Origin of the sequence: Enterobacter cloacae complex sp. 397G4 (genome assembly GCF_050031515.1) — a bacterium.
GTDB lineage: Bacteria > Pseudomonadota > Gammaproteobacteria > Enterobacterales > Enterobacteriaceae > Enterobacter > Enterobacter hormaechei_C.
Genome location: NZ_JBLGWE010000001.1, coordinates 2,283,477 through 2,308,633 on the forward strand (window position 1 = coordinate 2,283,477; position 25,157 = coordinate 2,308,633).

Here is a 25,157-nt window from a genome sequence, read left to right on the forward strand (position 1 = left end):
GCCTGCGGGCCCCACTTTATTTTGCAGTAGTCGTTTTACCGACGCGTTATTTATCGGCTGATGCGCCAGCACGCGCTGACATCTGCTCGGCGGACTTCAGATGCTGCTCAACGACCGGAGTGTGCTCGTTGGCCAGAGCCTTCACATCCGGATCGTCGATTTTACTGGCGTCGCTCTTAAGCTTCGACAGCACCTTCTCGTGGTCCTTCACGCCAGCATATTCCATATACATTTTGTCAAAAGCGTCACCGCGCTGGTTTTCCAGCCTTGAGTTCAGGGCTTTATGCGCGGCGTCTGGTTCGGTCGACAGCTCCACGCCCTTTTTCTGGGCAACGGTCTGGACTTTGGTCAGCGCGGCGCCGTGATCGTCGACCATTTTCTGGGCGAATGTTTTCACTTCACTGGTTTGGGCCTTGTCCAGGGCGAGCCTGGCGGCGGCAACTTCGTTGATATTGGCCTGCGCCATGTCCTTCAATGCTTTCTCGTCGCCGGAGCTGAGTCTGGCGTCCGGTTGAGCCTGGCCCGCAATTTGAGTTTGCGCGGCGCTGGTTGTCTGGGCTTGTACGCCAACGGTGCTGAACATTGCTGCAACTGCTGATACGGCTAGCAGCCTTTTCAGGGTTTTACTCGTGTGCATATTGTTCTCCTGATGGTCATGGTACAGGTAAGTTTCAATTGCTTCAGGCGCAACCGGCAGATAAATGACGACTGCACAGGTCAGTATAGTAGATGAACCTGCTGCACCCGCTGTTCAGGTCAGTGATGGCTGGTCGTGATGCTCAATCCTTCTACAATATTGATACGGATCATTTACATATTTGCTGCTAATGTTAAATATATAGATTCATCAACAGGAGGAATGATATGAAAAAAGCACTATTAGGGAGTGTATTGGCTTTAACAGTAGCAAGCTTCGGCGCATCTGCGGCAGATATGATTTCCAAGGATGAAGCGCACCACTTCAAGCTTGAATACCTTGGTAATGTATCTGTAGGGGCTTCAGGTGGACAAATTTCTTCACCTTCAGATCTTCATCAAAAACTCTCAAAACTGGCAGACGAGAAGGGCGGGAAATACTACGTCATCATCGCTGCCCGCGAGCATGGCCCTAACTTCCAGGCCGTCGCAGAAGTCTTTAAATAATTTTCTCGGATAACACAAAAACCCGCTTATGGCGGGTTTTTGCTTACAGACAGCCAAAAAAATGCCCCTGATGCGGGGCGAGTGTGAGTCAAAACTTTTCTTATGTTTATCTGTTTTGTGCTCTAAGGCTTTGGGACAATAACACCCTGTTCAAATAATGCAATTAAATGCGACGGCAGCATACGTTACACAGATAGTCTACTCTTTACATACAGTTATGGTGAAAGGCAGTTAATCGTTAGCTGTCGCCTGCTGGAGAATGGAAACAGTAAACGGTTGCAAGAGGTAAACATGAACGTTGACGCACTGACGCAAAAGGCAGAAGAAGAAATTTCAGCGCTTATAACCAAAAAAATTTCAGAGTTACGTAAAAAAACAGGGCAGGAAGTGTCTGAAATTGAGTTTATCGCTCGTGAAGCCATGACAGGCCTCGAGGGATATGAGGTAAAAATCAAACTTATTTAATCAAAATTATTACCTGTTTCGGGACACTGGATAAATCAGAACGGCAAACGTCAGCTAAGACTATCCTGCGCGTGGCAGGATTGAAGCCAAAAAGCCCGGTGACGCTGCGCTTACCGGGCCTACAATTAACGCAATCCACAGGCCGGGCAGGGCGTAGCCGCCACCCGGCTTACCAGGCTTACACTATCGCGTTCGGGCACGCTTCGCCCTTTTCGAGTTGACGCAAATTCCCCAGCGTGGTTTCCGAAATGCTGATCAGCGCTTCGGCGGTCAGGAACGCCTGGTGCCCTGTGAACAACACGTTGTGACAGGCAGACAGGCGACGGAACACGTCGTCCTGGATCACGTCATTAGATTTATCCTCAAAGAACAGATCGCGTTCGTTCTCATACACATCCATACCCAACGCGCCGATTTTTTGCGTTTTCAACGCTTCGATAGCCGCCTGAGAGTCGATCAGCCCGCCGCGGCTGGTATTGATGATCATCACGCCGTCTTTCATCTGGTCGAACGCCGACTGGTTAAGCAGATGATAGTTCTCCGGGGTCAGCGGACAGTGCAGGGAGATAACGTCAGACTGCGAGAAGAGCGTTTTCAAATCGACATACTCCACGCCCAGCTCCAGCGCAGCGGCGCTTGGGTACGGATCAAACGCCAGCAGGCGCATGCCAAATCCTTTCAGGATGCGAAGGGCGGCCACGCCAATTTTGCCGGTACCGATGACGCCTGCGGTTTTACCGTACATGGTAAAGCCGGTCAGCCCTTCCAGAGAGAAGTTAGCATCACGGGTTCGCTGATAGGCACGGTGAATACGACGGTTGAGCGACATCATCATCCCGACCGCATGTTCTGCCACGGCTTCCGGAGAATAGGCCGGGACGCGAACGACCTTCAGACCCAGCTCTTTGGCGGCATCGAGATCGACGTTGTTAAAGCCCGCGCAGCGCAGGGCAATATATTTCACGCCCTGTTTTTTCAACTCTTCCAGCACCGGTCGGCTACCGTCGTCGTTAACGAAGATACACACGCCTTCGCAGCCGTGGGCGGTTTTAGCCGTCTTTTCAGTTAGCAGAAAGTCGAAAAATTCAAGATCGAAACCGTACGTCTCGTTAACATGTTGCAGATACTTTTTGTCGTACTGCTTTGTGCTATATACCGCGAGTTTCATAAGACTTTCTCCAGTGATTTTGGAACCACGTTAGCATGTTTAAAATTATCTTACAATTTTTCAAAATTCATTGAAATCAATAAGTTCTATGAATTATTGTAGAGCATCTACTCTTAAAAATGGCATTACCTTCAACTGACTGGCTAAACATGCGACAATGAGCGGCAAGAACGGCTTATTTTTTTCGCAAAATCAGGATATTAACTGCCCATGAAGGGTAAATACAAAGCCGCAATCGCGCTATTACTGCTGCTATTTCTTGTGCCGCTGACGCTGCTGATGACGCTCGCCCAGTGGGTACCCACGCTCGCCGGGATCTGGCTCCCCGTTGGAACGCGCATCGCGTTTGAAAAAAGCCCACGGCTCACGCGTCACGCCCTGATCATCCCCGATCTCCGCTATCTGGTAGAAGAGTGTGAAATTGCCCGCGTGGAAAACGTGACTCTGTCACAGCCCAGCCGCTGGGATCTGGATATTGGCGCACTTGAACTTAACTCTGTCTGCCTGAGCAAATTACCGCAATCGGCGCCATCTACGGTGGCGCCGAAAACGCTGGCGCAGTGGCAGGCCATCCTGCCCAACACCTGGCTGACCATCCATCGCTTTACCCTTTCTCCCTGGCAGCAGTGGGAGGGTGAGCTGCATGCCTCACTGACGCCAGCCCGCCAGGACATCACCTATAACGGCGAGCAGGTGAGCATTAAGGGGCAGTTACGCGGCCAGACCCTTTCCATCAGCCAGTTCGATGTGCAACTGCCGGATCAGCCGCAGCCCGTGAAGCTGGTCGGTGAATTTACCCTGCCGCTGGTGCCGGACGGCGTGCCGGTGAAAGGGCATACGGTCGCGACCTTTAACGTGCCACAGTTATCCTCGCTGGTCGATGCCGAACTGGACTGGGAGGACAATCAGGGCCAGCTGGTGGTCATGGCGCGGGACAACCCCGATCCGCTGCTCGATTTACCGTGGCAGATCACCGCTCAGCAGTTGACCATCAGCGACGGACGCTGGAACTGGTTAGCCTCCGGCGTGCCAATGAGCGGACGCGTCGGGCTGAAAGTGGATAACTGGCAGCAGGGGCTGGAGAAAGCCACCTTCACGGGGCGGCTCAACGTGCTGACCCAGGGGGATGCGGGTAAGGGCAACGCGGTGCTGAATATCGGTCCCGGCTCGCTCAGTATGGATAACAGCGCTATGCCGCTGCACCTGAGCGGGGAAGCCAAGCAAAACGATCTGATCCTGTATGCCAGACTCCCGGCGAAGCTGACCGGCAGCCTTTACGATCCGCAGCTTACGTTTGAACCCGGCGCTTTATTGCGTTCGCGCGGGCGCATCATCGACTCGCTGGATATCGATGAGATCCGCTGGCCGCTGGCGGGCGTGAAGCTCACGCAGAAGGGCGTGGACGGCCGCCTGCAAGCCATTCTGCGGGCGCATGAAAACGAGATGGGCGATTTTGAGCTGCATCTGGACGGCCAGGCTAACGACTTTTTACCGGACAACGGTGTGTGGCAGTGGCGTTACTGGGGTAAAGGCAACTTCACGCCGATGAACGCGCGCTGGGATGTCCGGGGAACCGGGGAGTGGCGCGACAACGTTATCGAACTGACCGATCTTTCTACGGGTTTCGACAAATTGCAGTACGGCACGATGCTGGTCAGCAAGCCACGCCTGGTGCTGGATCACCCGGTGCGCTGGTCGCGGGACCCGGATAACCCCACCTTTAGCGGCGCGCTCGCGCTTAACGCCGGGCAAACAAGCTTTTCAGGCGGAAGCGTGCTGCCGCCGTCCGTTTTGACCTTCAGCGTTGACGGGACAGACCCGACGGTGTTCCAGTTTAAAGGGAACCTGCATGCGGACGACATCGGCCCGGTCCAGGTGAATGGACGCTGGGACGGCGAACGCCTTCGCGGTCAGGCCTGGTGGCCAAAACAGTCTCTTACGGTGTTTCAGCCGCTGATCCCGCCAGACTGGAAAATGACCCTGCGCGGCGGCGAAATGTACGCGCAGGTGGCTTTCTCCGCGGCCCCCGATCAGGGGTTTGAGGCCGGGGGGCACGGGGTGCTGAAAGCGGGCAGCGCGTGGATGCCGGATAACGAGATCAACGGCGTGGATTTTGTTCTTCCGTTCCGCTTAAGCCAGGGTACCTGGTCGCTGGGCACGCGCGGGCCGGTAACGTTACGAATCGACGAGGTGAAAAACCTGGTCACAGCCCGAAATATCACCGCGGATCTCCAGGGCGATTATCCCTGGACCGAAGCGAACCCGCTCCTGCTCACCAACGTGAAGGTGGAAGCGCTCGGCGGGAAAATCACCATGCAGCAGTTGAGAATGCCGCAGCACGATCCGGCTTTACTGCGCGTGGATAATATTTCCTCCAGCGAACTGATAAGCGCGGTGAATCCGAAGCAGTTTGCCATGTCCGGCCCGGTGAGCGGCGCGCTGCCGTTCTGGCTGGACAATGAAAAATGGATCATTAAAGATGGCTGGCTGACCAACCCGGGGCCGATGACGCTGCGCATCGACCAGGACACGGCGGATGCCATTGTGAAAGACAACATGGTTGCCGGGGCGGCGATCAACTGGCTCCGCTATATGGAAATTTCGCAGTCGTGGACAAAACTCAATGTGGATAATCTGGGTGTGTTAACCATGCAGGCGGCCATTAAAGGCACCAGCCGCGTCGAAGGTAAAAGCAGTTTCGTAAACCTGAATTACACCCATGAAGAGAACATTTTTACCCTCTGGCGCAGCCTGCGCTTTGGGGACAATCTGCAAACATGGTTTGAGCAACATGCGGCGATACCCCTTCTCCGCAGTTCGACAGGCAAGGAAAGTGAGGAACAACAATGAAAAAGAGGGCTGGTGTACTCACCGTGGCCGTCGTCGCGCTGCTATCAGGCTGCACGCCGCGCATTGAAGTGGCGGCGCCCAAAGAGCCGATCACCATCAACATGAACGTGAAAATCGAGCATGAAATCCATATCAAGGTGGATAAAGACGTTGAAGCCCTGCTGAAATCCCGCAGCGATCTGTTCTGAGGATGTCATGAAACGATTTGCTCTGATGTTACTGGCGCTGGGGATGAACGTTCACGCCGCCACGCTTACGCTCAACGATGCGCGTGCCCAGGGGCGCGTAGGGGAAACCCTGAGCGGCTATCTTGCGCCCGTTCAGCACGACGCTGAAACCCTGGCGCTGGTGAACCGTATCAACGCCGCACGCACGGAAAGTTACCAGCAGCTGGCTGACAGTAATAATTTACCCGTCGACGAGGTGGCGAAAATGGCGGGACAAAAGCTGGTGGCCCGCGCGCAGCCGGGTGAGTACGTGAAGGGAATTAACGGCAAGTGGCTGAAAAAATAGCTAGCGGTAACGCCTGCGGTATTCGCCCGGCGAAACCCCGAAACGCTGCTTAAAGGCGGTGGAAAAATGGCTATGGTCGGTGAAACCCCAGCTGTAGCCAATCCCCGCCAGCTTTTCGTCATCGCTGATGGAACGCAGCGCCTGAGCGCATAAATCGAGGCGACGGTTCTTAATATACTGCGCTACCACCAGCCCTTTCCCGGCAAACATGCGGTACAAGCTACGCACGGACATGCCGCTCTCTGAAGCTATCCACTCCGGTCTTAACGCCTCCGACTGAATATGATCATCAATCAGGGACAGAACGTGGCGGAACTGACGCTCCTTGCGCGGCAGCACCTCGTCACGCTGCTGGAAGGCCGGACGCAGCAGACACACCATCGCCTCAAGCGCCGCTTCGCTTTCACTGGCGCTGAGATCGGCATTGCCCATGCTCTCCTGTAGCAGACGGTAGCTCAGCTGTACGGTAGGCAGACTGCGGGAGAGGGGCAGCGCGCACCTCACTTCCTGAAAACGCGCGTGTTGCTCAATGATTTGTCGCGGGAGCAGCAGCGAAATCTGGCGGGAACGCTCCTGCCAGTAAATGGAGCACGGGCGGGAGGCGTCAATCAGCGTGATATCCCCGGCTTTCAGCATCGCGCGCTGGTCGTCCTGTTCGATTCCGGCGCTGCCTTCCAGCTGAAACACGGTGTAGAACCAGGCATCGTTGCCGTTTTTGATCTCCTGACGGGTGCGAAACAGGTTAACGCCTGCGGCGGTCACCGTGCTCAGCTTCAGACTTTGGGTGTAGCTGGTTTCCAGCTCGCCGAGAAACGCCCCCTCTAACGGACGTGCCGCAAAATGCCCACAAACCTGGTTAATTTGCGCCAGCCACTGCTGAAAATTGTCCTGTTCGCTTGCACACGCCATTGATGTTCTCGCTGCACCGTCACTGTTTTCGCATTGTTGCATTTATGTTGCATTTTGTCAGGGCTACGAGGCTGACTATAGGAAAGAACACTCAACGGTTACAGCGATATAAGCGGGAATTATCACGATTTGCGGACCCTGTCACAGCTGGCAAAGCGAATGTCACACAGACAAAAGCAGGAATGCGAATCCCCTCTTAGACTGCATACACACCCTGCGAAGCATAACGAAGGAGTATCCTATGTCCGAATCACACGTCGCCATCCTGCCGGGCGTGCAGCAGTTTTTAGATCGCCAGCACGGCCTGTGGATCGAAGGGCGTCAGGCGGCATCCGATAGCGAAAAGCGTCTGAACGTCTACAACCCGGCGACCGGAGAGGTTATTGCCTCTACCGCCGATGCCAGCGTCGATGATGTCGATCGTGCGGTGATGTCTGGCTGGCGCGCCTTTGTCGCCCGAAGCTGGGCCGGACGGCTGCCGGCAGAGCGGGAACGTATCCTGCTGCGGTTTGCGGATCTGGTGGAACAGCATGGCGAAGAGCTGGCACAGCTCGAAACCCTGGAGCAGGGGAAATCGATTAACATTTCCCGCGCCTTCGAGGTGGGCTGCACCCTGAACTGGATGCGCTACACGGCAGGGCTGACCACCAAAATTGCCGGTAAAACCCTCGATCTCTCGATTCCACTGCCGCAGGGCGCGCGTTATCAGGCGTGGACGCGTAAAGAGCCGGTGGGAGTCGTGGCGGGGATTGTGCCGTGGAACTTCCCGCTGATGATTGGCATGTGGAAAGTGATGCCCGCGCTGGCGGCAGGTTGCTCCATCGTGATCAAACCGTCGGAAACCACGCCGCTCACCCTGTTACGGGTGGCGGAACTGGCGAGCGAGGCGGGGATCCCGGAGGGTGTGTTCAACGTGGTGACCGGCAGTGGCGCCGTCTGTGGCGCGGCGCTGACCTCGCACCCGCGCATTGCCAAAGTGAGCTTTACCGGTTCGACGGCGACAGGCAAGCAGATTGCCCGCGCGGCGGCGGACACGCTAACGGGCGTGACGCTGGAGCTGGGCGGCAAAAACCCGGCCATCGTGCTGAAAGATGCCGATCCGGCGTGGGTGATTGAAGGACTGATGACCGGCAGCTTCCTGAACCAGGGGCAGGTCTGCGCGGCCAGCTCGCGCATTTATATTGAGGCTCCGCTGTTCGACACGCTGGTCAGCGGGTTTGAACAGGCCGTGAAATCCCTCAGCGTCGGGCCGGGCATGTCGCCGGAGGCGTTTATCAACCCGCTGGTGTCGCGCGCCCACTGCGATAAGGTTCAGGCGTTCCTGGATGAGGCGAAGGCGCACAATGCGGAGCTGATCGCCGGGAACCGGGGCCCAGACGGCAAAGGCTATTACGTTTCGCCAACGCTGGTGGTCAACCCGGATAATCATCTGCGACTGACGCGTGAAGAGGTCTTCGGGCCGGTGGTGAACCTGGTTCGTGTGGCCGATGGGGAAGAGGCGCTTCAGCTGGCGAATGACACTGAATATGGCTTAACGGCCAGCGTCTGGACGCAGAACATCAGTAAAGCGCTGGCGTATACCGACAGGTTACAGGCCGGAACAGTGTGGGTGAACAGCCACACGCTGATAGACGCCAACCTGCCGTTCGGCGGCATGAAGCAGTCCGGCACCGGGCGCGATTTCGGCCCCGACTGGCTGGACGGCTGGTGTGAAACCAAGTCGGTGTGTGTGCGGTATTAAAAAAAACGCCGGGTGACGGCTACGCCTTACCCGGCCTACGGGATCGAGGAAAAAAGGTTGGTTTTGTAGGCCGGGTAAGCGCAGCGCCACCCGGCGTAACTTACAGCGACCACCGATCCCGCCCGGCCTCCTTCGCCCTGTACAGCGCCGCATCGGCGCGGGCGATGATTTCCGGGCCGGCCAGCCCTGCGGTATAGCCTGCAATGCCCATACTCGCCGTCACATATTCACTCACCTTCGACGCGCCGTGCGGAATGGCTGCGTTTCGCAGGCCAGCCTGGATCCGCGCGGCGACTTTCTCAGCAATGCTTTCTTCGCAGTCAAAGAGGATCACCACAAACTCCTCGCCACCGTAGCGCGAAACCACATCCTCTGGCGTGCGCACCGAGGTGTTCAGCACCTCTGCCACCCGCGCGAGGCACGCATCTCCCGCCTGGTGACCGTAGGTATCGTTATACAGTTTGAAGTAATCGACATCCAGCATCAGCACCGCGAAGCGTTTGCCTTGCTCTACGGCATTTTCCAGCACCAGCTCCATCGCCCGGCGGTTGGCCGTTTTCGTCAGTGGATCCTGATGGGCCAGCGCATCCAGCCGCGAAATTAAACGCTGATTCTGCTGGTTGCGACGCCACGCCTCTTCAAACCAGCTCAACAGGATATAGCGCCCGCACACGAGAATGAACGTGAACACCACCCACAGCCCGGCAAAGCGATAATTAATTTCCTGATTCAGCAGCATGCTGGCAACGGGCAGGCTTACCCATAGCGGAACGGTGAAGCAGAGCAGTGCCACCGGGTGAAAATAGAGCGCGGTCATACCGGCCATCAGCAGGGTAACGAATATAGGCCAGGGATGAGGAAGCTGTAACACGTTGATAAACCAGTAACAACTTATAGACCACAGCAGGCTGCACATAAACAAAACGGCGCTGACGCCGCGGATGTGGCGCCAGGCCATGATCACCAGCGCCACGGAAAGGATCACCACGCCCAGCATGGAGGCGTCAATCATCTGCCGCAGAGGGGGGCTGATGTGCAGGAGGGCATCGATATGGCCGAACAGCGAATTGCGCAGCAGGACCATAAGGGCAAAGCTGGCATTCACAAAGGCGAGCCACGGCAGGTTCACGGCCAGCCCGTGAACAACCATTGATTTACGGGTAGGCCATATCGCGGGTTCGGGTGTGGCTGGATGTCTTTTTTCCATTGAAGAGAATTTTCCTTGAGCGGGCGGAACGTCCGCCCGCGAGTGCTGCCTTTACGGGGTCACAATGTTAAACCAGAATTCAAATTTATCCATGTAACCGAGCATAGCATCAAGTTTTGCGGCATCGCCGGTCACTTTGATATCGCCGTTATCCTGCGCCTGTTTAAGCGTCACTTCTTTCAGAATGATTTTATTCAGCGTATCGCGGTTGAGGGTCACGGTCGCGTCAGCGTCTTTCGCTTCGGCGTTCGCCGTGTGGTTCAGTACGCCATTTTCCAGCTCCAGCTTGTATTTGCCGCCGTCGCTGCCGAGGTCGATGTTAAACACCGATTTTGCATCCGCCGCTTTTTCACCGTTAATGTGCACCGCCAGATAGTCAAAGAACATTTCTGGCGTCATCGCGCGCACGGTATCCGGGCTGGCGGTGTTCGGGGTCGGTCCTTTCACCACGCCGTTACGCAGCTCCTGGGCGCCGGTCAGGTAGAAGTTACGCCACGGGCCTGATTCAGCCTGATAACCCAGCTGCTCCAGCGCATCCGCTTCCAGGTTTCGCGCGGCCTGATTATTTGGATCGGCAAAGACCACCTTGCTGACCACCTGAGCCACCCAGCGGTAGTTCCCCTGGTCAAAGTCAGTTTTCGCTTTGCTCAGGATGGCATCCGCACCGCCCATATAGTCCACAAATTTCTTCGCGGCTTCTTCAGGCGGCAGTTCGTCCAGGGTCGCCGGGTTGCCGTCAAACCAGCCTAAATAGAGCACGTAGGTTGCTTTAACGTCATGGCTGACAGAACCGTAATAGCCACGGTTTGCCCAGGTATTGGCCAGGGAGTTTGGCAGTTTGAAGTTGGCGGCAATCTCGTCACGGGTCAGCCCTTCGTTCGCCATGCGCAGGGTCTGGTCGTTGATGTAGCGATACAGGTCGCGCTGGCTTTTCAGCAGGTTAACCACGTTGTCGTTGCCCCATGTCGGCCAGTGGTGCTGCGCCATAATGATTTCGGCTTTATCACCCCAGCGTACAATCGCCTGGTTGATGTATTTCGACCATGGCAACGGCTCACGAATTTTCGCGCCGCGCAGGGAGTAGGTGTTGTGCAGGGTATGGGTGACATCTTCCGCAGACTCGATCAGCTTTTTCTCTTCGATATACCAGAGCATCTCGGAAGGCGCTTCCGATCCCGGCGCGAGCATAAAATCATAGGTCAGGCCGTCGATCACCTCTTTCTGACCATCTTTCTCGATGATATTGGTCGGGGCGATCAGGGTCACCGTCCCGGCGGAGGTGGTGGTACCGAGACCCGCGCCGACCTGGCCCTTCGCATCCGGCTTCAGCAGGTTGCCGTACATATAGCTGGCGCGGCGGCTCATGACGTTACCCGCCATGATATTCTCCGCGACGGCGGCCTCCATAAATCCGGCGGGCGCGTAGACTTTCACCTTGCCGGACTTCACATCTGCTTCGTCCACCACGCCGCGCACGCCGCCATAGTGGTCAACGTGGCTGTGGGTGTAAATTACGGCGACAACAGGCTTGTTACCGCGATTTTTATAGTAAAGATCCATCCCGACTTTGGCCGTTTCCGCCGACACCAGCGGGTCGACCACGGTAATGCCTTCTTTACCTTCAATAATGGTCATGTTTGACAGGTCGAGGTTACGGATCTGGTAGACGCCTTCGGTCACTTCAAACAGACCGCTGATGTTAATCAGCTGGGACTGACGCCATAAGCTCGGGTTAACCGAGTCGGGCGCCTTATCGCCTTCTTTGATAAAAGCGTACTGCTGCGGATCCCAGACGGTGTTGCCTTGCTCACCTTTGATAATGTCCTGAGGCAGCGGGGCAATAAACCCTTTGTGGGCGTTGGTAAAATCGGTGTTATCGGAGAAAGGAAGCTGGTTGAAGAGTGCGTTGTTGGCCTGTTGCGTTGCTGCGGTGGCATCCTTAGGTGCTTCTGCGGCCCAGGCGGAACTGGCAGAAATAAAACATCCCGCCAGCGCGAGACTCCTGACGATCTCATTGATTCTCATCCTAAAACCTCTCAGTAAACTGTGACGTTGTTTGTGGGGACTTCGAATCCTGGTGAAAGTGTGTCAAGAAATGCAAAAGGATTAAGCGAGGTAACAATAACTATAATCGGGGAGAGTAATTCAGCAAGTAAGCGGATGAAAAACCGGGCATTACGCCCGGTCGGTAGGTTATTTCTGCTCTTTTTTCTTGCCGAGCGTTGGCGTCTCGTCAAAGAAATTCCACGGCTTGAGTAACGTGTGCACCCATTCCGTCGGCATTATCGGCCACTCCTCGGCACGGGCGACATGGGTGGTGCCGGTGGTCATCCAGATGACGTTATCCTGGTCGTTCAGCGACTCGTTATCTTTGCTGTACTGGCCGAGGCCGGTATCGTGCGTGGAACGGTTCGGGTATTTTCCCTCCGGGTACATCTCGTCGGGATGGTAACGCGTCACCCACAGCTGTTTATCCATAAAGCTCAGGCGGTGATAAATCCACTCGTCCGGGGCAAACTTCGCGCCGGACGCTACCGGGTGTGTACCGCCCGCGTAAGGGATGATTTGATACGAGACCGGGTTGCCCATGCGGTTCTCTTTGCTGGTATTGCTCAGCAGGCGGATGGTGCCCGGGTCAAACTTCTGCGCCGCCTGCTTTTCGGTATCAATATCATACTGATTAACCTGCATGGTGCTGGTGCGCGGTCCGCCAGCGGTGTTCGGTTTGACGTCCGGATCCATGGCCACCAGCTTATTGTTGATGCCGTCCACGTCCATATCCAGACGGAAGTTGTAGATGTGCTGGTGGGTGGTTCCGACAATATTATGGTCGATCAGCGTTCCGTATCGGGTGTCATCCTTCGCGGTGGCATCATGCATGGTTTTCGTCTGCACGCCTTTCACCGCTTCAATGCCCGTAGCCCCTGCATCAATGCCGATAGTGCCGTTTTCGTGGAATACCCAGTCGAAGATGTAATCGTAGTTACCCACGGTGCTGACCCAGCGCACCACCAGCTCGCGGCGTTCGGTGCTGACGTTGGGTTTACCTAACTCCTGATGCTTATATTCCGGCCCGGCGTAACGCTCGAAAATGGCGATCGCCCGGGGGATCTCCATTGGCGCGCCGGTGTAATCCGGGATGGTTTCGTTGAGCATCACGACGTTAGACGGAACATCCTTGCCGCGCACCAGCGGGGAGGTCAGGGTACCCATGCCGTAATCGCCGGAGTCCAGGTAGGCTTTAAAGTACCAGCCGATATCCGGGTCGCCGTACGGCACAATCATGCCGCCGAGCGATCCCTGATACATCACCTGTCGCTTTTTGCCGTTGTCGTTATAGGTCACGGTGGAGATTATCGGGCCGACGCGTGAGTCCAGGCTCAGATGAAAATCCCAGTTCTGCCAGTGCACCCTATCCCCGGTGATGGTGTAGTTCTTGCCTTCCGGCTCGATAATCTCCAGCGGTTTTTTCACCGTTTCAACGCGGTCGCGGCCATCATAAGGGCGCGGCGTGAGCGGAACCGGCACGACCGGGCCTTCCTCAATCTTCTGGATTTTCTTCTGCTCGAGATCCACCACCGCAACCAGGTTTTCGATCGGGTGCGCCCAGTAGTTACCGTCGCCCACGTCGAGATAGCTGATCACTTTCAGCAGGCGGTCTTCCTGTTTCAGCCCATCCTTGCCGTCAAAAAAGCCGACGGTAAGCGGAGTGGTGATCACTTTCTTCGGGTCGGTAATGCCGCGCTTTTTCAGCACGGCGGCAAACTCCGGGCTTTCATTGATGATCTGCTGCACGGTATTGAAGTCATCCAGCAGCACCATGCCGTGCGCGTCTTTGATCGGCTCCCAGCGGAGGATCTTTTTCTCCTTCAGATCCACCCGGCTTTCGATGATGTGTTTACCATCAAGCATGATGATATTGGCCTGGCGGGGCGCATCCACCGCCGTGCCGTTAAGCACAAAGTCCCAGACTTTGGCCTTTTCTGGCTCCGCCAGCGCAATCTGGGTAAAGCGGGTATTGGGTTTAAAATCCGCAGAGGCTTTCACAATGGCTACGGCCTGGTTGATTTCATCAGCCGTCAGCGCGTTTAACGGGTGGGGGCTTTTTTCAACCTGGAATGTCTGATCAAGACCGGACTGAAAAACATCGTTGATAAAGGTCTCCGGGATAAACGCCTTATTGTTCTTCATCACCACGGGCACCTGGAGCGTCAGCGGTTTGCCGTTAACGATGGCGGTGTTTGCGCCGGGTTTGACCTTCACAAAGGCACCGTCTTTGACGATGGTGAACATCTGGGCGTAATCATCCCACTGCACGTCCGCGCCAAACGCCTGAAGCGTTTTGTCCATCGGGACCATATGCGCCTCGCTGCCGTGAGCGTAAACAGGGGATTGCCAGGCGCAACAGAGCGCAACGGCCATGGCCAGTGCCGTTCTACGGGCAGAAAAAGAAGAATTGCTTCCCATCGCAGACCTCATCTTGTTGTGTTTATTGTGTTGTGTCAGCCTTATCCTGACAGGCGCGCACGAAAAGCGTTTGCCTGCATCTGCCAGGTTGTTTGTCAGTCTTGCCAGGTTAAAAAAAGAGCGGGGGTGCATCACACCCCGGTCAGGTAGTTGTAGGCCGGGTAAGCGGAGCGACACCCGGCAAGAAAGAGGTGGGTCAGAAGTCACCCTGCTGGCGCGCCACCAGCGTCAGGATGGAGTAGAGCGCCACGGCCTGCTGGTGCTGGTTGAAGATCTCCACCGCCCATTCCACCACGCCGGTGGGTTTTTCCTCGGCAGTGCGCTGTTTCTTCAGCGTTTTACGTTTACAGGTCAGGCGCACCTGAATGGTATCACCCGGCTTGACCGGCTCAATAAAGCGCAGGTTTTCCATGCCGTAGTTGGCAATAACCGGCCCAACCCCGGCATCGACAAACAGCCCCGCCGCGGCGGAAATCAGGAAATAACCGTGTACCACGCGCTCACCAAAAATCGACTCCGCCGCGCCAATTTTGTCCATATGGGCGTAGAAATGATCCCCGCTCAGGCAGGCAAAATTCACGATATCCGCTTCCGTCAGGGTACGACGCGGGGTCAGCAGGCTGTCGCCCGGCTGTAACTCCTCGAAGTATTTACGGAACGGATGAACGCGATCTTCCTGCACCTCCGCGCCACGAACCCACTGTTTACCGATCGCGGCGAGCATGGACGGGCTGCCCTGAATGGCCGTGCGCTGAAGATAGTGCTTCACCGCGCGCAGGCCGCCCAGCTCTTCGCCGCCGCCCGCACGTCCCGGACCACCGTGCACCAGCTGCGGCAGCGGTGAACCGTGGCCGGTGGATTCTTTCGAGGATTCCTGGTTGAGGATCTGAATACGTCCGTGGGCGCGCGCTGCCCCGGCAATAAACTGCCGCGCCACGCGGGTATCTGCCGTAACCAGCGTTCCCGCCAGGCTGCCGCCGCCCGCCCGCGCCAGCTGCATGGCGTGTTCGGTGTTACGGCAGGGCATCAGGGTTGCGACGGGGCCAAAGGCTTCGGTGGCGTGAACGGCCGGGGTTTCGTCCGGCTGCGGGCAGAACAGCAGGGTGGGCGGGAAGAATGCGCCAGCCGCCTGCAAATCGGCTTTACCACCCAGACGGATCTGGCAGCCCGCGGCAAGCAGATGATCGACTTTTTCCTGCACGTCAGCACGTTGCTCACCGTTGACGAGGGCCCCCATCTTCACCCCTTCATGGGCCGGATCGCCGACGACCACTTTCTCCAGCCGCGCAATCAGCGCCTGGCTGACGGCGTCAACCTGCGCTTCCGGCACGATGATGCGGCGGATGGCGGTACATTTTTGCCCGGCTTTGGCGGTCATCTCGCGCACCACTTCGCGAATAAACAGTGCAAACTCCGGATGTTCCGGCGTCACGTCCTCACCCAGCACGCAGCAGTTAAGAGAATCTGCTTCCATGGTAAACGGAATGGAATGCGCGACGATATTCGGGTGGACGCGCAGACTCTGCCCGGTGCTGGCCGAACCGGTAAACGTCACCACGTCCTGGCTGTCGAGCTGGTTCAGCAGATCGCCCGCGCCACCGCAGATCAGGCTGATGGCGCCGTCGGGCACCAGTCCACTTTCGACGATCGCTTTCACCATCGCCTGAGTCACCTGCGCGGTGGCGGTGGCGGGCTTGATGATGGCGGGCATCCCGGCAAGCCAGGTGGGCGCGAGCTTTTCCAGCATCCCCCAGCACGGGAAGTTGAACGCGTTGATATGCACCGCCACGCCGGATTTCGACGTTAACACGTGACGTGCCGCAAAACCGCCTTCCTTCGACAGTGGGATCAGCTCATCCTCCGGCCACAGGGTATCGTCCGGCAGCTCACGGCTGCCGAGGCTTGCGTAGGTGAAGAGGGTGCCGATACCGCCTTCAATATCCACCCAGCTGTCGGCCTTCGTCGCGCCGGTCTGAGCTGACAGGGCATAAAAGCGATCCTTCTGGCTCAGCAGATGTTTGGCCACCGCCTTCAGCATGGCGGCGCGCTCGATAAAGCTCATTGCCCGGAGCGCTTCTCCGCCGTGTTCAATGGCGTAACGGCGCGCGGCCGCCATATCCAGCCCTTCGCTGGTGACTTCAAATAGCGTTTCCCCGCTGATGGCGTGGGTGATGGTGCGCTCGCGGCCCCGGCCTGATTGCCAGGTGCCGGACAAGAAGCTGGCTAACTGCTGCATTTCTTCTCTCCAGATGTTTCATGATTTCACTATAAATAGTTTGATCGCGAATCATAAAAATCAAGCTGAGTTTTAATGAATTGTTAACGCTGTGATCTGTATTGCTTAACCTGACCACCCAGAAGCCTTGCGTTATCGGCCTTTCATGAAAAGGCTTGCGAGCGTCGTCACAAAATAAACAAACGCTTCTTGGGGTTATATTTAACCTTTGTGTAACTTTTAAGGAAACAAATGATTCACCATTTTGCTATTTGTGGTGATTTGACGAATCACAAAGGTGGTTATGTGACGCAAGAACAACGCTTTGAGCAACGCATCGCACAGGAGACGGCCATCGAGCCGCAGGACTGGATGCCGGATGCCTACCGCAAGACGCTGATCCGCCAGATTGGACAGCACGCCCACTCTGAGATTGTCGGCATGCTGCCGGAAGGAAACTGGATCACCCGCGCGCCGACGCTGCGCCGGAAAGCCATTCTGCTGGCGAAGGTGCAGGACGAAGCCGGACACGGCCTGTACCTCTACAGCGCGGCGGAAACGCTGGGCTGCGCCCGGGAGGACATCTATCAAAAGATGCTCGACGGCAAGATGAAATACTCCTCCATCTTCAACTATCCGACCCTGAGCTGGGCCGATATCGGCGTCATTGGCTGGCTGGTGGACGGGGCGGCCATTGTGAACCAGGTGGCGCTGTGTCGTACGTCTTACGGTCCGTATGCCCGGGCGATGGTGAAAATCTGTAAAGAAGAGAGCTTCCACCAGCGTCAGGGTTTTGAGGCCTGCATGGCGCTGGCGCAGGGCAGCGAAGCCCAGCGGCAGATGTTGCAGGACGCCATCAACCGTTTCTGGTGGCCCGCGCTGATGATGTTTGGACCCAACGACGACAACTCCCCAAACAGCGCCCGCAGTCTGGCCTGGAAGATCAAACGCTTTGGCAACGATGAGCTTCGCCAGCGCTTCGTGGACAACACGGTGCCTCAGGTGGAGATGCTCGGTATGACCGTGCCGGACCCCGACCTGCGTTTCGATGAAGCGAGCGGCCACTACCGCTTCGGCGAAATCGACTGGCAGGAATTTGACGAGGTGATCACCGGGCGCGGGATCTGCAACCACGAACGTCTGGCCGCAAAACGTAAAGCCTGGGACGACGGCGCATGGGTGCGTGAAGCCGCTCTGGCCCACGCGGAAAAACAACGCGCCCGCCAGGCCGCATAAGAGGAATCAACCATGAGCAATGTTTACTGGCCGTTATACGAAGTTTTTGTCCGTTCGAAGCAGGGGCTGTCGCACCGGCATGTGGGCAGCCTTCACGCTGCCGACGACCGCATGGCGCTGGAAAACGCGCGCGATGCCTATACCCGCCGCAGCGAAGGCTGTTCCATCTGGGTGGTGAAGGCGAGTGAAATCGTCGCTTCCCAGCCGGAAGAGAGCGGGGAGTTTTTCGATCCGGCGGAAAGCAAGGTCTACCGCCATCCGACGTTTTACACCATCCCTGATGGCATCGAGCATATGTGAGGTTGGGGATGAACAACGTATCTGCTTATGCCCTTCGTCTGGGCGACAACGGTCTGGTGCTCTCACAGCGTCTGGGCGCCTGGTGCGGCCACGCGCCGGAGCTGGAAATTGACCTGGCGCTCGCCAATATCGGCCTTGATCTGCTCGGGCAGGCGCGCAATTTCCTGACCTACGCCGCTGAACGGGAGGGTAAGGGCGATGAAGACACCCTGGCCTATGGCCGCGATGAGCGTCAGTTCCGCAATCTGCTGCTGGTGGAACAACCAAACGGCAGCTTCGCTGACACCATTGCCCGTCAGTATCTGATGGATGCGTGGAACGTGGCGCTCTACGAGCGGCTGATCCATAGCAGCGACAGTCAGCTTGCCGCCATCGCGGCAAAAGCCATTAAGGAGGCACGCTATCACCTGCGCTTTAGCCGCGGCTGGCTGGTGCGGCTGGGGGACGGAACAGAGACCTCCGCACAAAAAATGCAGCAGGCGGTGGATAGCCTGTGGCGCTTTACGGCTGAACTGTTCGACGCCGACGACCTCGAGCTGGCGCTAATTGATGACGGCGTGGCGGTTGATCCGCGCGACCTGCGGGACCCGTGGGAGCGCGAAGTATTTGCTGGCCTGGCGGAAGCCACCCTCCGCGTGCCCGAAGAGGTGGCGTATCGCACGGGCGGCAAGAAGGGGCTACATACTGAACACCTCGGGCCGATGCTGGCAGAGATGCAGTATCTCCAGCGCGTTTACCCCGGCCAGCAGTGGTAAAGGAGGACGCCATGCAACGCCTCGTCGACATCGCGCCTGCACAAATCCCGCAGATTTGGGCGCTGTTAAGCCAGATCCCCGACCCGGAAGTGCCGGTGCTGACCATCACCGACTTAGGCATGGTGCGCAGCGTGAAGGCGCAGGGGGAAGGCTGGGTCATCGGCTTCACGCCAACCTATTCGGGCTGTCCGGCAACGGAGCATCTGCTGGGGGCGATCCGCGAAACCCTGACCGGAAACGGCTTTAGCCCGGTACATATTGTGCTGCAACTGGAGCCCGCCTGGACCACCGACTGGATGACCGACGATGCCCGCAGGCGCCTGCGTGAATATGGCATCAGCCCGCCTGTCGGCCATAGCTGCCATGCCCACCTTCCCGCTGAGGTGAGCTGCCCGCGCTGTGCGAGCACCGATACCTCGCTTATCAGTGAATTTGGTTCTACGGCCTGCAAAGCGCTCTACCGCTGCAATACCTGCCGTGAGCCCTTCGACTATTTCAAATGTATTTGAGGCTGCCATGACAACGTTTCATTCATTAACAGTGGCAAAAGTAGAACCCGAAACCCGCGACGCGGTGACCATTACCTTCGCGGTGCCGCAGGCGTTACAGGAGGCGTACCGCTTCCGTCCCGGTCAGCATCTGACCCTGAAAGCCAGTCCTGGCGGGGATGAACTGCGCCGCTGCTACTCCATCTGCCGGAGCACCGCGTGCGGTGAGATCAGCGTGGCGGTCAAAGCCATCGAGGGCGGACGTTTTTCCCGCTATGCCCGGGACGAGATCAAACCGGGCATGGCGCTGGAGGTGATGGTGCCCCAGGGGCAGTTTGGCTATCAGCCGCAGGCCGAACGCGAAGGCCACTATCTGGCGATTGCCGCCGGGTCCGGGATCACCCCGATGCTGGCGATTATGTCCGCTACGCTGGCCACTGAAGCCCACAGCCACTTCACCCTGATTTACGGCAACCGCAGCAGCCAGAGCATGATGTTCCGCCGGGCGCTGGCGGACCTGAAAGATAAATACCCGCAGCGTTTGCAGCTGATCGCCATCTTCAGCCAGGAGACGCTCGACAGCGATCTGCTCCATGGCCGCATTGACGGGGAAAAACTCCAGGCGCTGGCAAAAACGCTGGTGAATTTCCGTCAGTACGATGAAGCCTTCATCTGCGGCCCGTCGGCGATGATGGATGAGGCCGAAGCGGCGCTGCAAGCGCTGGGCATGCCGGAAAAAGCGATCCATCTTGAGCGCTTTAACACGCCAGGTACCGCCGTTAAACGGACAGCCAGCGTGCAGGCCGACGGGCAGAAGGTCACCGTCCGTCAGGACGGGCGCGACCGTGAAATCACCCTGACGGCGGACGACGAAAGCATTCTTGACGCGGCCCTGCGTCAGGGGGCGGATCTGCCTTACGCCTGCAAGGGCGGCGTATGCGCCACCTGCAAATGCAAAGTGCTGCGCGGCAAGGTGGACATGGCGACCAACTACAGCCTGGAGCCGGACGAGCTGGCCGCAGGCTATGTGCTGAGCTGTCAGGCGCTGCCGTTAACCGCCGACGTTATCGTCGATTTTGATGCGAAGGGGATGGCATGAGCGAACTGATTGTCACCCGTCATGGCCGCGTGTTGCAGCTGACGCTAAACCGTCCGGCGGCGCGCAACGCGCTCAACAATGCGCTGCTCCTGCAAATCGCGGAGCAGCTTGAGGCCGCCGCTGCGGATGCTGAGATCGCCGTCTGCGTGGTGTACGGCAACGAACGCTGCTTTGCCGCCGGGGCCGATCTCAACGAAATGGCGGAGAAAGACCTGCCCGCCACCCTGAACGATATCCGCCCGCAGCTGTGGGCGCGGATCAACGCCTTCACCAAACCGCTGATTGCCGCCGTGAACGGCTTCGCGCTGGGGGCAGGCTGTGAGCTGGCGCTGCTCTGCGATGTCGTGATTGCCGGCGATAACGCCCGTTTTGGCCTGCCGGAAATCACCCTCGGGATCATGCCGGGCGCAGGGGGCACCCAGCGGCTGATCCGCTGCGTGGGTAAATCGCTGGCCAGCAAAATGGTGCTGACGGGCGAAAGCATCACGGCGGTTCAGGCGCACAGCGCCGGGCTGGTCAGCGACGTCTACCCGGCCTCGCTGACGCTGGAGTATGCCCTGAAACAGGCGGCGCGGATGGCGCGCCACTCGCCGCTGGCGCTACAGGCGGCGAAGCAGGCGCTTCGCCAGTCGCAGGAAGTCCCGCTTCAGGCCGGGCTGGCGCAGGAGCGTCAGCTGTTTGCGCTGCTCGCGGCCACCGACGATCGCCGGGAAGGTATCAACGCCTTTTTACAAAAACGCACCCCAGACTTTAAAGGACGCTAATTGTGGAATCTATTCTGAGCCATGTTGAGCAGGGCGTAATGACCATTACGCTGAACCGCCCGGAGCGCCTGAACAGCTTTAACGACGTCATGCACCAGCAGCTTTCCGAATGCCTGAAGCAGGCCGAGCGCGATGACGACATCCGCTGCCTGCTGATCACCGGGGCAGGACGCGGTTTCTGCGCCGGGCAGGATCTTAACGACCGTAACGTCGACCCGAACGGCCCCGCGCCCGATCTGGGCATGTCCGTTGAGACTTTTTACAACCCGCTGGTGCGCCGCCTTGCAAAACTGCCGAAGCCGGTGATTTGCGCGGTTAACGGCGTGGCGGCGGGCGCGGGGGCCACGCTGGCCCTCGGCTGTGACATGGTGATTGCGGCCCGTTCAGCCAGCTTTGTGATGGCCTTCAGCAAGCTCGGGCTGGTACCGGACTGCGGCGGAACCTGGCTGCTGCCGCGCGTGGCCGGACGCGCCCGCGCCATGGGGCTGGCATTGCTGGGTGATAAGCTCAGCGCCGAGCAGGCACAGGCCTGGGGAATGATCTGGCAGGTGGTGGACGACGACCAGCTCTCCGCCACCGCACAGCAGATGGCGCTGCATTTTGCCTCGCAGCCGACCTTTGGCCTGGGCTTGATCAAGCAGGCGATCAACGCCGCAGAAACCAATACCCTTGACGCCCAGCTTGATCTGGAGCGCGACTATCAACGTCTGGCCGGACGCAGCGACGACTACCGGGAAGGCGTCAGCGCGTTCCTGGCAAAACGCGCGCCGAACTTTACGGGGAAATAAGATGGTGAATATCCATACGGTCGCCGTCATTGGCAGCGGCACCATGGGCGCCGGTATTGCCGAAGTGGCAGCCAGCCACGGTCATCCGGTTCTGGTGTACGACATTGATGCAGCGGCGATTTCCCGCGCCATCGACGGCATTCGTCAGCGGCTCTCCTCTCGCGTTGCGCGCGGAAAACTCTCTGCCGACGCCGGGGAACAGATCCTCGCCCGCCTGACGCCGGTGACGACTATCAGTACTCTGGCGAAAGCCGATCTGGTGATCGAGGCGGCCTCTGAGCGGCTTGAGGTAAAAAAAGCGCTGTTTACCCAGCTGGCAGAGATCTGCCCGCCGCAGACGCTGCTTGCCAGCAATACCTCGTCCATTTCCGTTACCGCGATTGCAGCGGAGATAAACCACCCTGAACGCGTCGCCGGGCTGCACTTCTTCAATCCTGCCCCGGTGATGAAGCTGGTGGAAGTGGTCAGCGGGCTGGCGACCTCTCCCGAAGTGGCCGATGCACTGTGCGAGCTGGCGTTGAGCTGGGGAAAGCAGCCGGTACGCTGCCAGTCCACGCCGGGGTTTATCGTCAACCGCGTGGCGCGCCCGTTCTACTCGGAAGCCTGGCGCGCGCTGGAAGAGCAGGTGGCAACGCCCGAGGTGATCGACGCCGCCCTGCGAGACGGCGGAGGCTTCCCGATGGGGCCGCTTGAGCTGACGGACATGATTGGTCAGGACGTCAACTTTGCCGTGACCTGCTCCGTGTTTAACGCCTTCTGGCAGGAGCGTCGTTTTCTGCCGTCGCTGGTGCAGCAGGAGCTAGTGCTGGCGGGGCGTCTGGGTAAGAAAAGCGGGCAGGGCGTTTACCGCTGGCTGGAGGAGAAACCCGCCGTCAGCTGGCTCGCCCCGGTCAGCGACAGCTTCAGCCCGATGCGCGTACAGCGAAGAAGTGACGGTGTCACGGAAATTGACGATCTGTTGCTGATCGAAACGCAGGGTGAAACCGCGCAGTCGCTGGCGCTGCGCCACGGCTGCCCGGTGGTGGTGGTCGACCGCATCGAGCGGGATGTGGCCGTGATAGCCGCCGCACCGGGCAACCCGCACGCCGCCACGCAGAAAGCCATTTACTGGTTGCAGCATCAGGAGAAACGGGTGGTACAGATTGCTGATTACCCCGGCCTGCTGGTCTGGCGCACGGTAGCGATGATTGCCAACGAAGCGCTGGACGCCCTGCAAAAAGGGGTCGCCAGCGAGCAAGACATTGATACCGCCATGCGCTTAGGGGTCAACTATCCCTGCGGGCCCATCGCCTGGGGCGAGCGCCTTGGCTGGCAGCGTCTGTTAACGCTGCTGGAGAATCTGCAACGTCACTACGGCGAGGAACGCTATCGCCCCTGTTCACTGCTGCGCCAGCGTGCGCTTCTGGAGAGTAGCTATGAGTCATAACGCCTGGCATAACGCCCGCGCGATGTACGAACGGGACGCCTGCGCGCTGGCGATGGGGATGGACATTATCGACATGGGCGAGGGCTACGCGGTGGTGACCATGACCATCACCCCGCAGATGCTCAACGGGCATAAAACCTGTCACGGCGGACAGCTGTTCTCGCTGGCCGATACGGCCTTTGCCTACGCCTGCAACAGTCAGGGGCTGGCGGCGGTGGCCTCAGGCTGCGCCATCGATTTTCTGCGTCCGGGCTTTGCCGGAGATAAGCTCACCGCCACCGCGCGGGTGAAGCATCAGGGCAAACTTACCGGCGTCTACGACATTGAAATTCAGAACCAACAACAGAAAACCGTCGCTCTTTTTCGCGGGAAATCGCACCGCACTGGCGGCAGTGTGACAGGAGAAGCCTGATGCGTGACGCATTTATTTGTGAGGGGGTGCGTACCCCGGTTGGTCGCTACGGCGGAGGATTATCCAGCGTGCGCGCCGATGACTTAGGTGCCGTGCCGCTGCGTGCGCTGCTGTCGCGTTACCCGCAGCTCGATCTGGAGCGCATAGATGACGTGATCTTCGGCTGCGCGAATCAGGCCGGGGAGGATAACCGCAACGTGGCGCGCATGTCGGCGCTGCTGGCCGGGCTGCCGCAGACGGTATCCGGCACCACCATTAACCGCCTGTGCGGCTCCGGTCTGGATGCCATTGGCTTTGCGGCGCGCGCCATCAGGGCCGGGGATGGCGATCTGCTGATCGCAGGTGGCGTCGAATCCATGTCCCGTGCGCCGTTCGTGATGGGCAAAGCCACGGCGGCGTTTCAGCGTCAGGCGGAGATCTTCGACACCACCATCGGCTGGCGATTTGTGAATCCGCTCATGCATCAGCAATACGGAACTGACAGCATGCCGGAAACGGCAGAGAATGTAGCGGAATTGTTAAATATAAGCCGTGCCGATCAGGACGCATTTGCCCTGCGCAGCCAGCAGCGCACCGCGCGGGCGCAGCAGAATGGCGTTCTGGCGCAGGAGATTATCCCGGTACAGGTGGCGGGGAAAAAAGGTGCGGTAACGGAAGTGAGCGTGGACGAGCATCCGCGCGCCGAAACCACCCTGGAACAGCTTGCCGCGCTGAAAGCCCCGTTCCGTAAGAACGGTGTGGTGACGGCGGGGAACGCCTCTGGCGTCAACGACGGGGCGGCGGCGCTGATTATCGCCAGCGAGCCGATGGCGCTTGCCCAGGGGTTAACCCCGCGCACCCGCATTGTGGCCATGGCGACAGCGGGCGTCGAGCCGCGCCTGATGGGATTAGGCCCGGTGCCCGCCACCCGCAAGGTGCTGGAGCGTGCTGGACTCAGTATCACCGATATGGACGTCATTGAGCTTAATGAAGCCTTCGCCGCACAGGCGCTGGGCGTGCTGCGTCAGCTGGGCTTGCCGGATGACGCGGAGCATGTCAACCCGAACGGCGGGGCGATCGCGCTAGGTCATCCGCTGGGAATGAGCGGTGCCAGACTGGCGCTGGCCGCAAGCAATGAATTGCACCGACGCGGCGGGCGCTACGCGCTGTGTACGATGTGCATCGGTGTGGGTCAGGGCATTGCCATGATCCTTGAGCGTGTTTGAGCGAAC

The 25,157-nt window shown here is 58.4% G+C and carries 23 protein-coding genes; 16 read left to right on the top strand and 7 right to left on the bottom strand.

The features are described 5' to 3' along the window. Nucleotides 1-46 precede the first annotated feature (46 nt). Nucleotides 47-637: a DUF4142 domain-containing protein gene (locus ACQG1Y_RS11130; protein WP_368740437.1), complete on the bottom strand. Its 591-nt coding sequence runs from the start codon at nucleotides 635-637 to the stop codon at nucleotides 47-49. Between the two features lie 227 nt (nucleotides 638-864). On the opposite strand from ACQG1Y_RS11130, the gene ACQG1Y_RS11135 reads away from it, so the two are divergent. Beyond that, nucleotides 865-1,143: a DUF1471 domain-containing protein gene (locus ACQG1Y_RS11135; RefSeq protein ID WP_003857380.1), complete on the top strand. Its 279-nt coding sequence runs from the start codon at nucleotides 865-867 to the stop codon at nucleotides 1,141-1,143. Between the two features lie 291 nt (nucleotides 1,144-1,434). After that, nucleotides 1,435-1,608, top strand: a complete 174-nt coding sequence (locus tag ACQG1Y_RS11140; RefSeq protein ID WP_006808842.1) for a GnsA/GnsB family addiction module toxin — start codon at nucleotides 1,435-1,437, stop codon at nucleotides 1,606-1,608. 178 nt (nucleotides 1,609-1,786) lie between these two features. Here the strand turns inward: ACQG1Y_RS11140 and ACQG1Y_RS11145 are convergent, their stop codons facing one another. Then, nucleotides 1,787-2,776 (bottom strand): 2-hydroxyacid dehydrogenase, encoded by a 990-nt coding sequence (locus tag ACQG1Y_RS11145; RefSeq protein WP_017384525.1) that lies wholly within the window; start codon nucleotides 2,774-2,776, stop codon nucleotides 1,787-1,789. 210 nt (nucleotides 2,777-2,986) lie between these two features. Between ACQG1Y_RS11145 and ACQG1Y_RS11150 the strand changes: the two genes are divergently transcribed. From ACQG1Y_RS11150 to ACQG1Y_RS11160, 3 genes are read left to right on the top strand one after another with little or no spacing between them, the layout of a single operon-like run. After that, nucleotides 2,987-5,626 (top strand): YdbH family protein, encoded by a 2,640-nt coding sequence (locus tag ACQG1Y_RS11150; protein ID WP_368740436.1) that lies wholly within the window; start codon nucleotides 2,987-2,989, stop codon nucleotides 5,624-5,626. Beyond that, nucleotides 5,623-5,814, top strand: coding sequence for a YnbE family lipoprotein (locus ACQG1Y_RS11155; RefSeq protein WP_003857369.1), 192 nt, complete (start codon nucleotides 5,623-5,625; stop codon nucleotides 5,812-5,814). Before ACQG1Y_RS11150 ends, ACQG1Y_RS11155 begins: the two co-directional genes overlap by 4 nt. 7 nt (nucleotides 5,815-5,821) lie before the next feature. Further along, nucleotides 5,822-6,139: a YdbL family protein gene (locus ACQG1Y_RS11160; RefSeq protein ID WP_023296550.1), complete on the top strand. Its 318-nt coding sequence runs from the start codon at nucleotides 5,822-5,824 to the stop codon at nucleotides 6,137-6,139. Here ACQG1Y_RS11160 and feaR read toward each other — a convergent pair whose 3' ends face one another. Then, nucleotides 6,140-7,048, bottom strand: coding sequence for a transcriptional regulator FeaR (gene feaR / locus ACQG1Y_RS11165; protein ID WP_032648207.1), 909 nt, complete (start codon nucleotides 7,046-7,048; stop codon nucleotides 6,140-6,142). 241 nt (nucleotides 7,049-7,289) lie between these two features. On the opposite strand from feaR, the gene ACQG1Y_RS11170 reads away from it, so the two are divergent. Next, complete coding sequence (locus tag ACQG1Y_RS11170) at nucleotides 7,290-8,789, top strand: aldehyde dehydrogenase family protein (protein WP_017384522.1); 1,500 nt, start codon at nucleotides 7,290-7,292, stop codon at nucleotides 8,787-8,789. Between the two features lie 100 nt (nucleotides 8,790-8,889). Here the strand turns inward: ACQG1Y_RS11170 and ACQG1Y_RS11175 are convergent, their stop codons facing one another. The 4 genes from ACQG1Y_RS11175 to paaZ form a co-directional block, all read right to left on the bottom strand. Further along, nucleotides 8,890-9,996: a GGDEF domain-containing protein gene (locus ACQG1Y_RS11175; RefSeq protein WP_045906730.1), complete on the bottom strand. Its 1,107-nt coding sequence runs from the start codon at nucleotides 9,994-9,996 to the stop codon at nucleotides 8,890-8,892. A gap of 51 nt (nucleotides 9,997-10,047) precedes the next feature. Further along, complete coding sequence (locus ACQG1Y_RS11180) at nucleotides 10,048-12,021, bottom strand: alkyl/aryl-sulfatase (protein WP_017693485.1); 1,974 nt, start codon at nucleotides 12,019-12,021, stop codon at nucleotides 10,048-10,050. A 168-nt stretch (nucleotides 12,022-12,189) separates the two neighbouring features. After that, the gene (gene tynA, locus ACQG1Y_RS11185) at nucleotides 12,190-14,463 is read right to left on the bottom strand and encodes a primary-amine oxidase (RefSeq protein WP_426736765.1); all 2,274 of its coding nucleotides are present in this window, start codon (nucleotides 14,461-14,463) and stop codon (nucleotides 12,190-12,192) included. A 196-nt stretch (nucleotides 14,464-14,659) separates the two neighbouring features. After that, a complete protein-coding gene (paaZ, locus tag ACQG1Y_RS11190; protein ID WP_368740434.1) occupies nucleotides 14,660-16,699 on the bottom strand; it encodes a phenylacetic acid degradation bifunctional protein PaaZ in 2,040 nt (679 codons plus the stop codon). Nucleotides 16,700-16,984: 285 nt separating this feature from the next. Between paaZ and paaA the strand changes: the two genes are divergently transcribed. From paaA to pcaF, 10 genes are read left to right on the top strand one after another with little or no spacing between them, the layout of a single operon-like run. Then, nucleotides 16,985-17,914, top strand: coding sequence for a 1,2-phenylacetyl-CoA epoxidase subunit PaaA (gene paaA / locus ACQG1Y_RS11195; protein ID WP_032103760.1), 930 nt, complete (start codon nucleotides 16,985-16,987; stop codon nucleotides 17,912-17,914). Between the two features lie 12 nt (nucleotides 17,915-17,926). Then, the gene (gene paaB / locus ACQG1Y_RS11200) at nucleotides 17,927-18,214 is read left to right on the top strand and encodes a 1,2-phenylacetyl-CoA epoxidase subunit PaaB (protein WP_003857353.1); all 288 of its coding nucleotides are present in this window, start codon (nucleotides 17,927-17,929) and stop codon (nucleotides 18,212-18,214) included. Nucleotides 18,215-18,222: 8 nt separating this feature from the next. Then, a complete protein-coding gene (paaC, locus tag ACQG1Y_RS11205; RefSeq protein ID WP_033486767.1) occupies nucleotides 18,223-18,969 on the top strand; it encodes a 1,2-phenylacetyl-CoA epoxidase subunit PaaC in 747 nt (248 codons plus the stop codon). Between the two features lie 11 nt (nucleotides 18,970-18,980). After that, on the top strand, nucleotides 18,981-19,478 hold the full coding sequence (gene paaD / locus ACQG1Y_RS11210; protein WP_033486768.1) for a 1,2-phenylacetyl-CoA epoxidase subunit PaaD: 498 nt from the start codon (nucleotides 18,981-18,983) through the stop codon (nucleotides 19,476-19,478). A gap of 7 nt (nucleotides 19,479-19,485) precedes the next feature. Further along, nucleotides 19,486-20,556, top strand: coding sequence for a 1,2-phenylacetyl-CoA epoxidase subunit PaaE (gene paaE / locus ACQG1Y_RS11215; RefSeq protein WP_033486769.1), 1,071 nt, complete (start codon nucleotides 19,486-19,488; stop codon nucleotides 20,554-20,556). After that, a complete protein-coding gene (paaF, locus tag ACQG1Y_RS11220; RefSeq protein WP_063945847.1) occupies nucleotides 20,553-21,320 on the top strand; it encodes a 2,3-dehydroadipyl-CoA hydratase PaaF in 768 nt (255 codons plus the stop codon). The genes paaE and paaF overlap by 4 nt, the downstream gene beginning before the upstream one ends. Next, a complete protein-coding gene (gene paaG / locus ACQG1Y_RS11225; RefSeq protein ID WP_154817109.1) occupies nucleotides 21,320-22,108 on the top strand; it encodes a 2-(1,2-epoxy-1,2-dihydrophenyl)acetyl-CoA isomerase PaaG in 789 nt (262 codons plus the stop codon). Before paaF ends, paaG begins: the two co-directional genes overlap by 1 nt. 1 nt (nucleotide 22,109) lies before the next feature. Then, nucleotides 22,110-23,534 carry a 3-hydroxyacyl-CoA dehydrogenase PaaH gene (paaH, locus tag ACQG1Y_RS11230; RefSeq protein ID WP_193041930.1) on the top strand — a complete coding sequence of 475 codons (1,425 nt, stop codon included), beginning with the start codon at nucleotides 22,110-22,112 and terminating at the stop codon, nucleotides 23,532-23,534. After that, nucleotides 23,524-23,946, top strand: coding sequence for a hydroxyphenylacetyl-CoA thioesterase PaaI (gene paaI, locus ACQG1Y_RS11235; protein WP_048973340.1), 423 nt, complete (start codon nucleotides 23,524-23,526; stop codon nucleotides 23,944-23,946). The genes paaH and paaI overlap by 11 nt, the downstream gene beginning before the upstream one ends. Next, nucleotides 23,946-25,151 (top strand): 3-oxoadipyl-CoA thiolase, encoded by a 1,206-nt coding sequence (pcaF, locus tag ACQG1Y_RS11240; RefSeq protein ID WP_017384512.1) that lies wholly within the window; start codon nucleotides 23,946-23,948, stop codon nucleotides 25,149-25,151. Before paaI ends, pcaF begins: the two co-directional genes overlap by 1 nt. The last annotated feature ends 6 nt before the right edge of the window (nucleotides 25,152-25,157 follow it).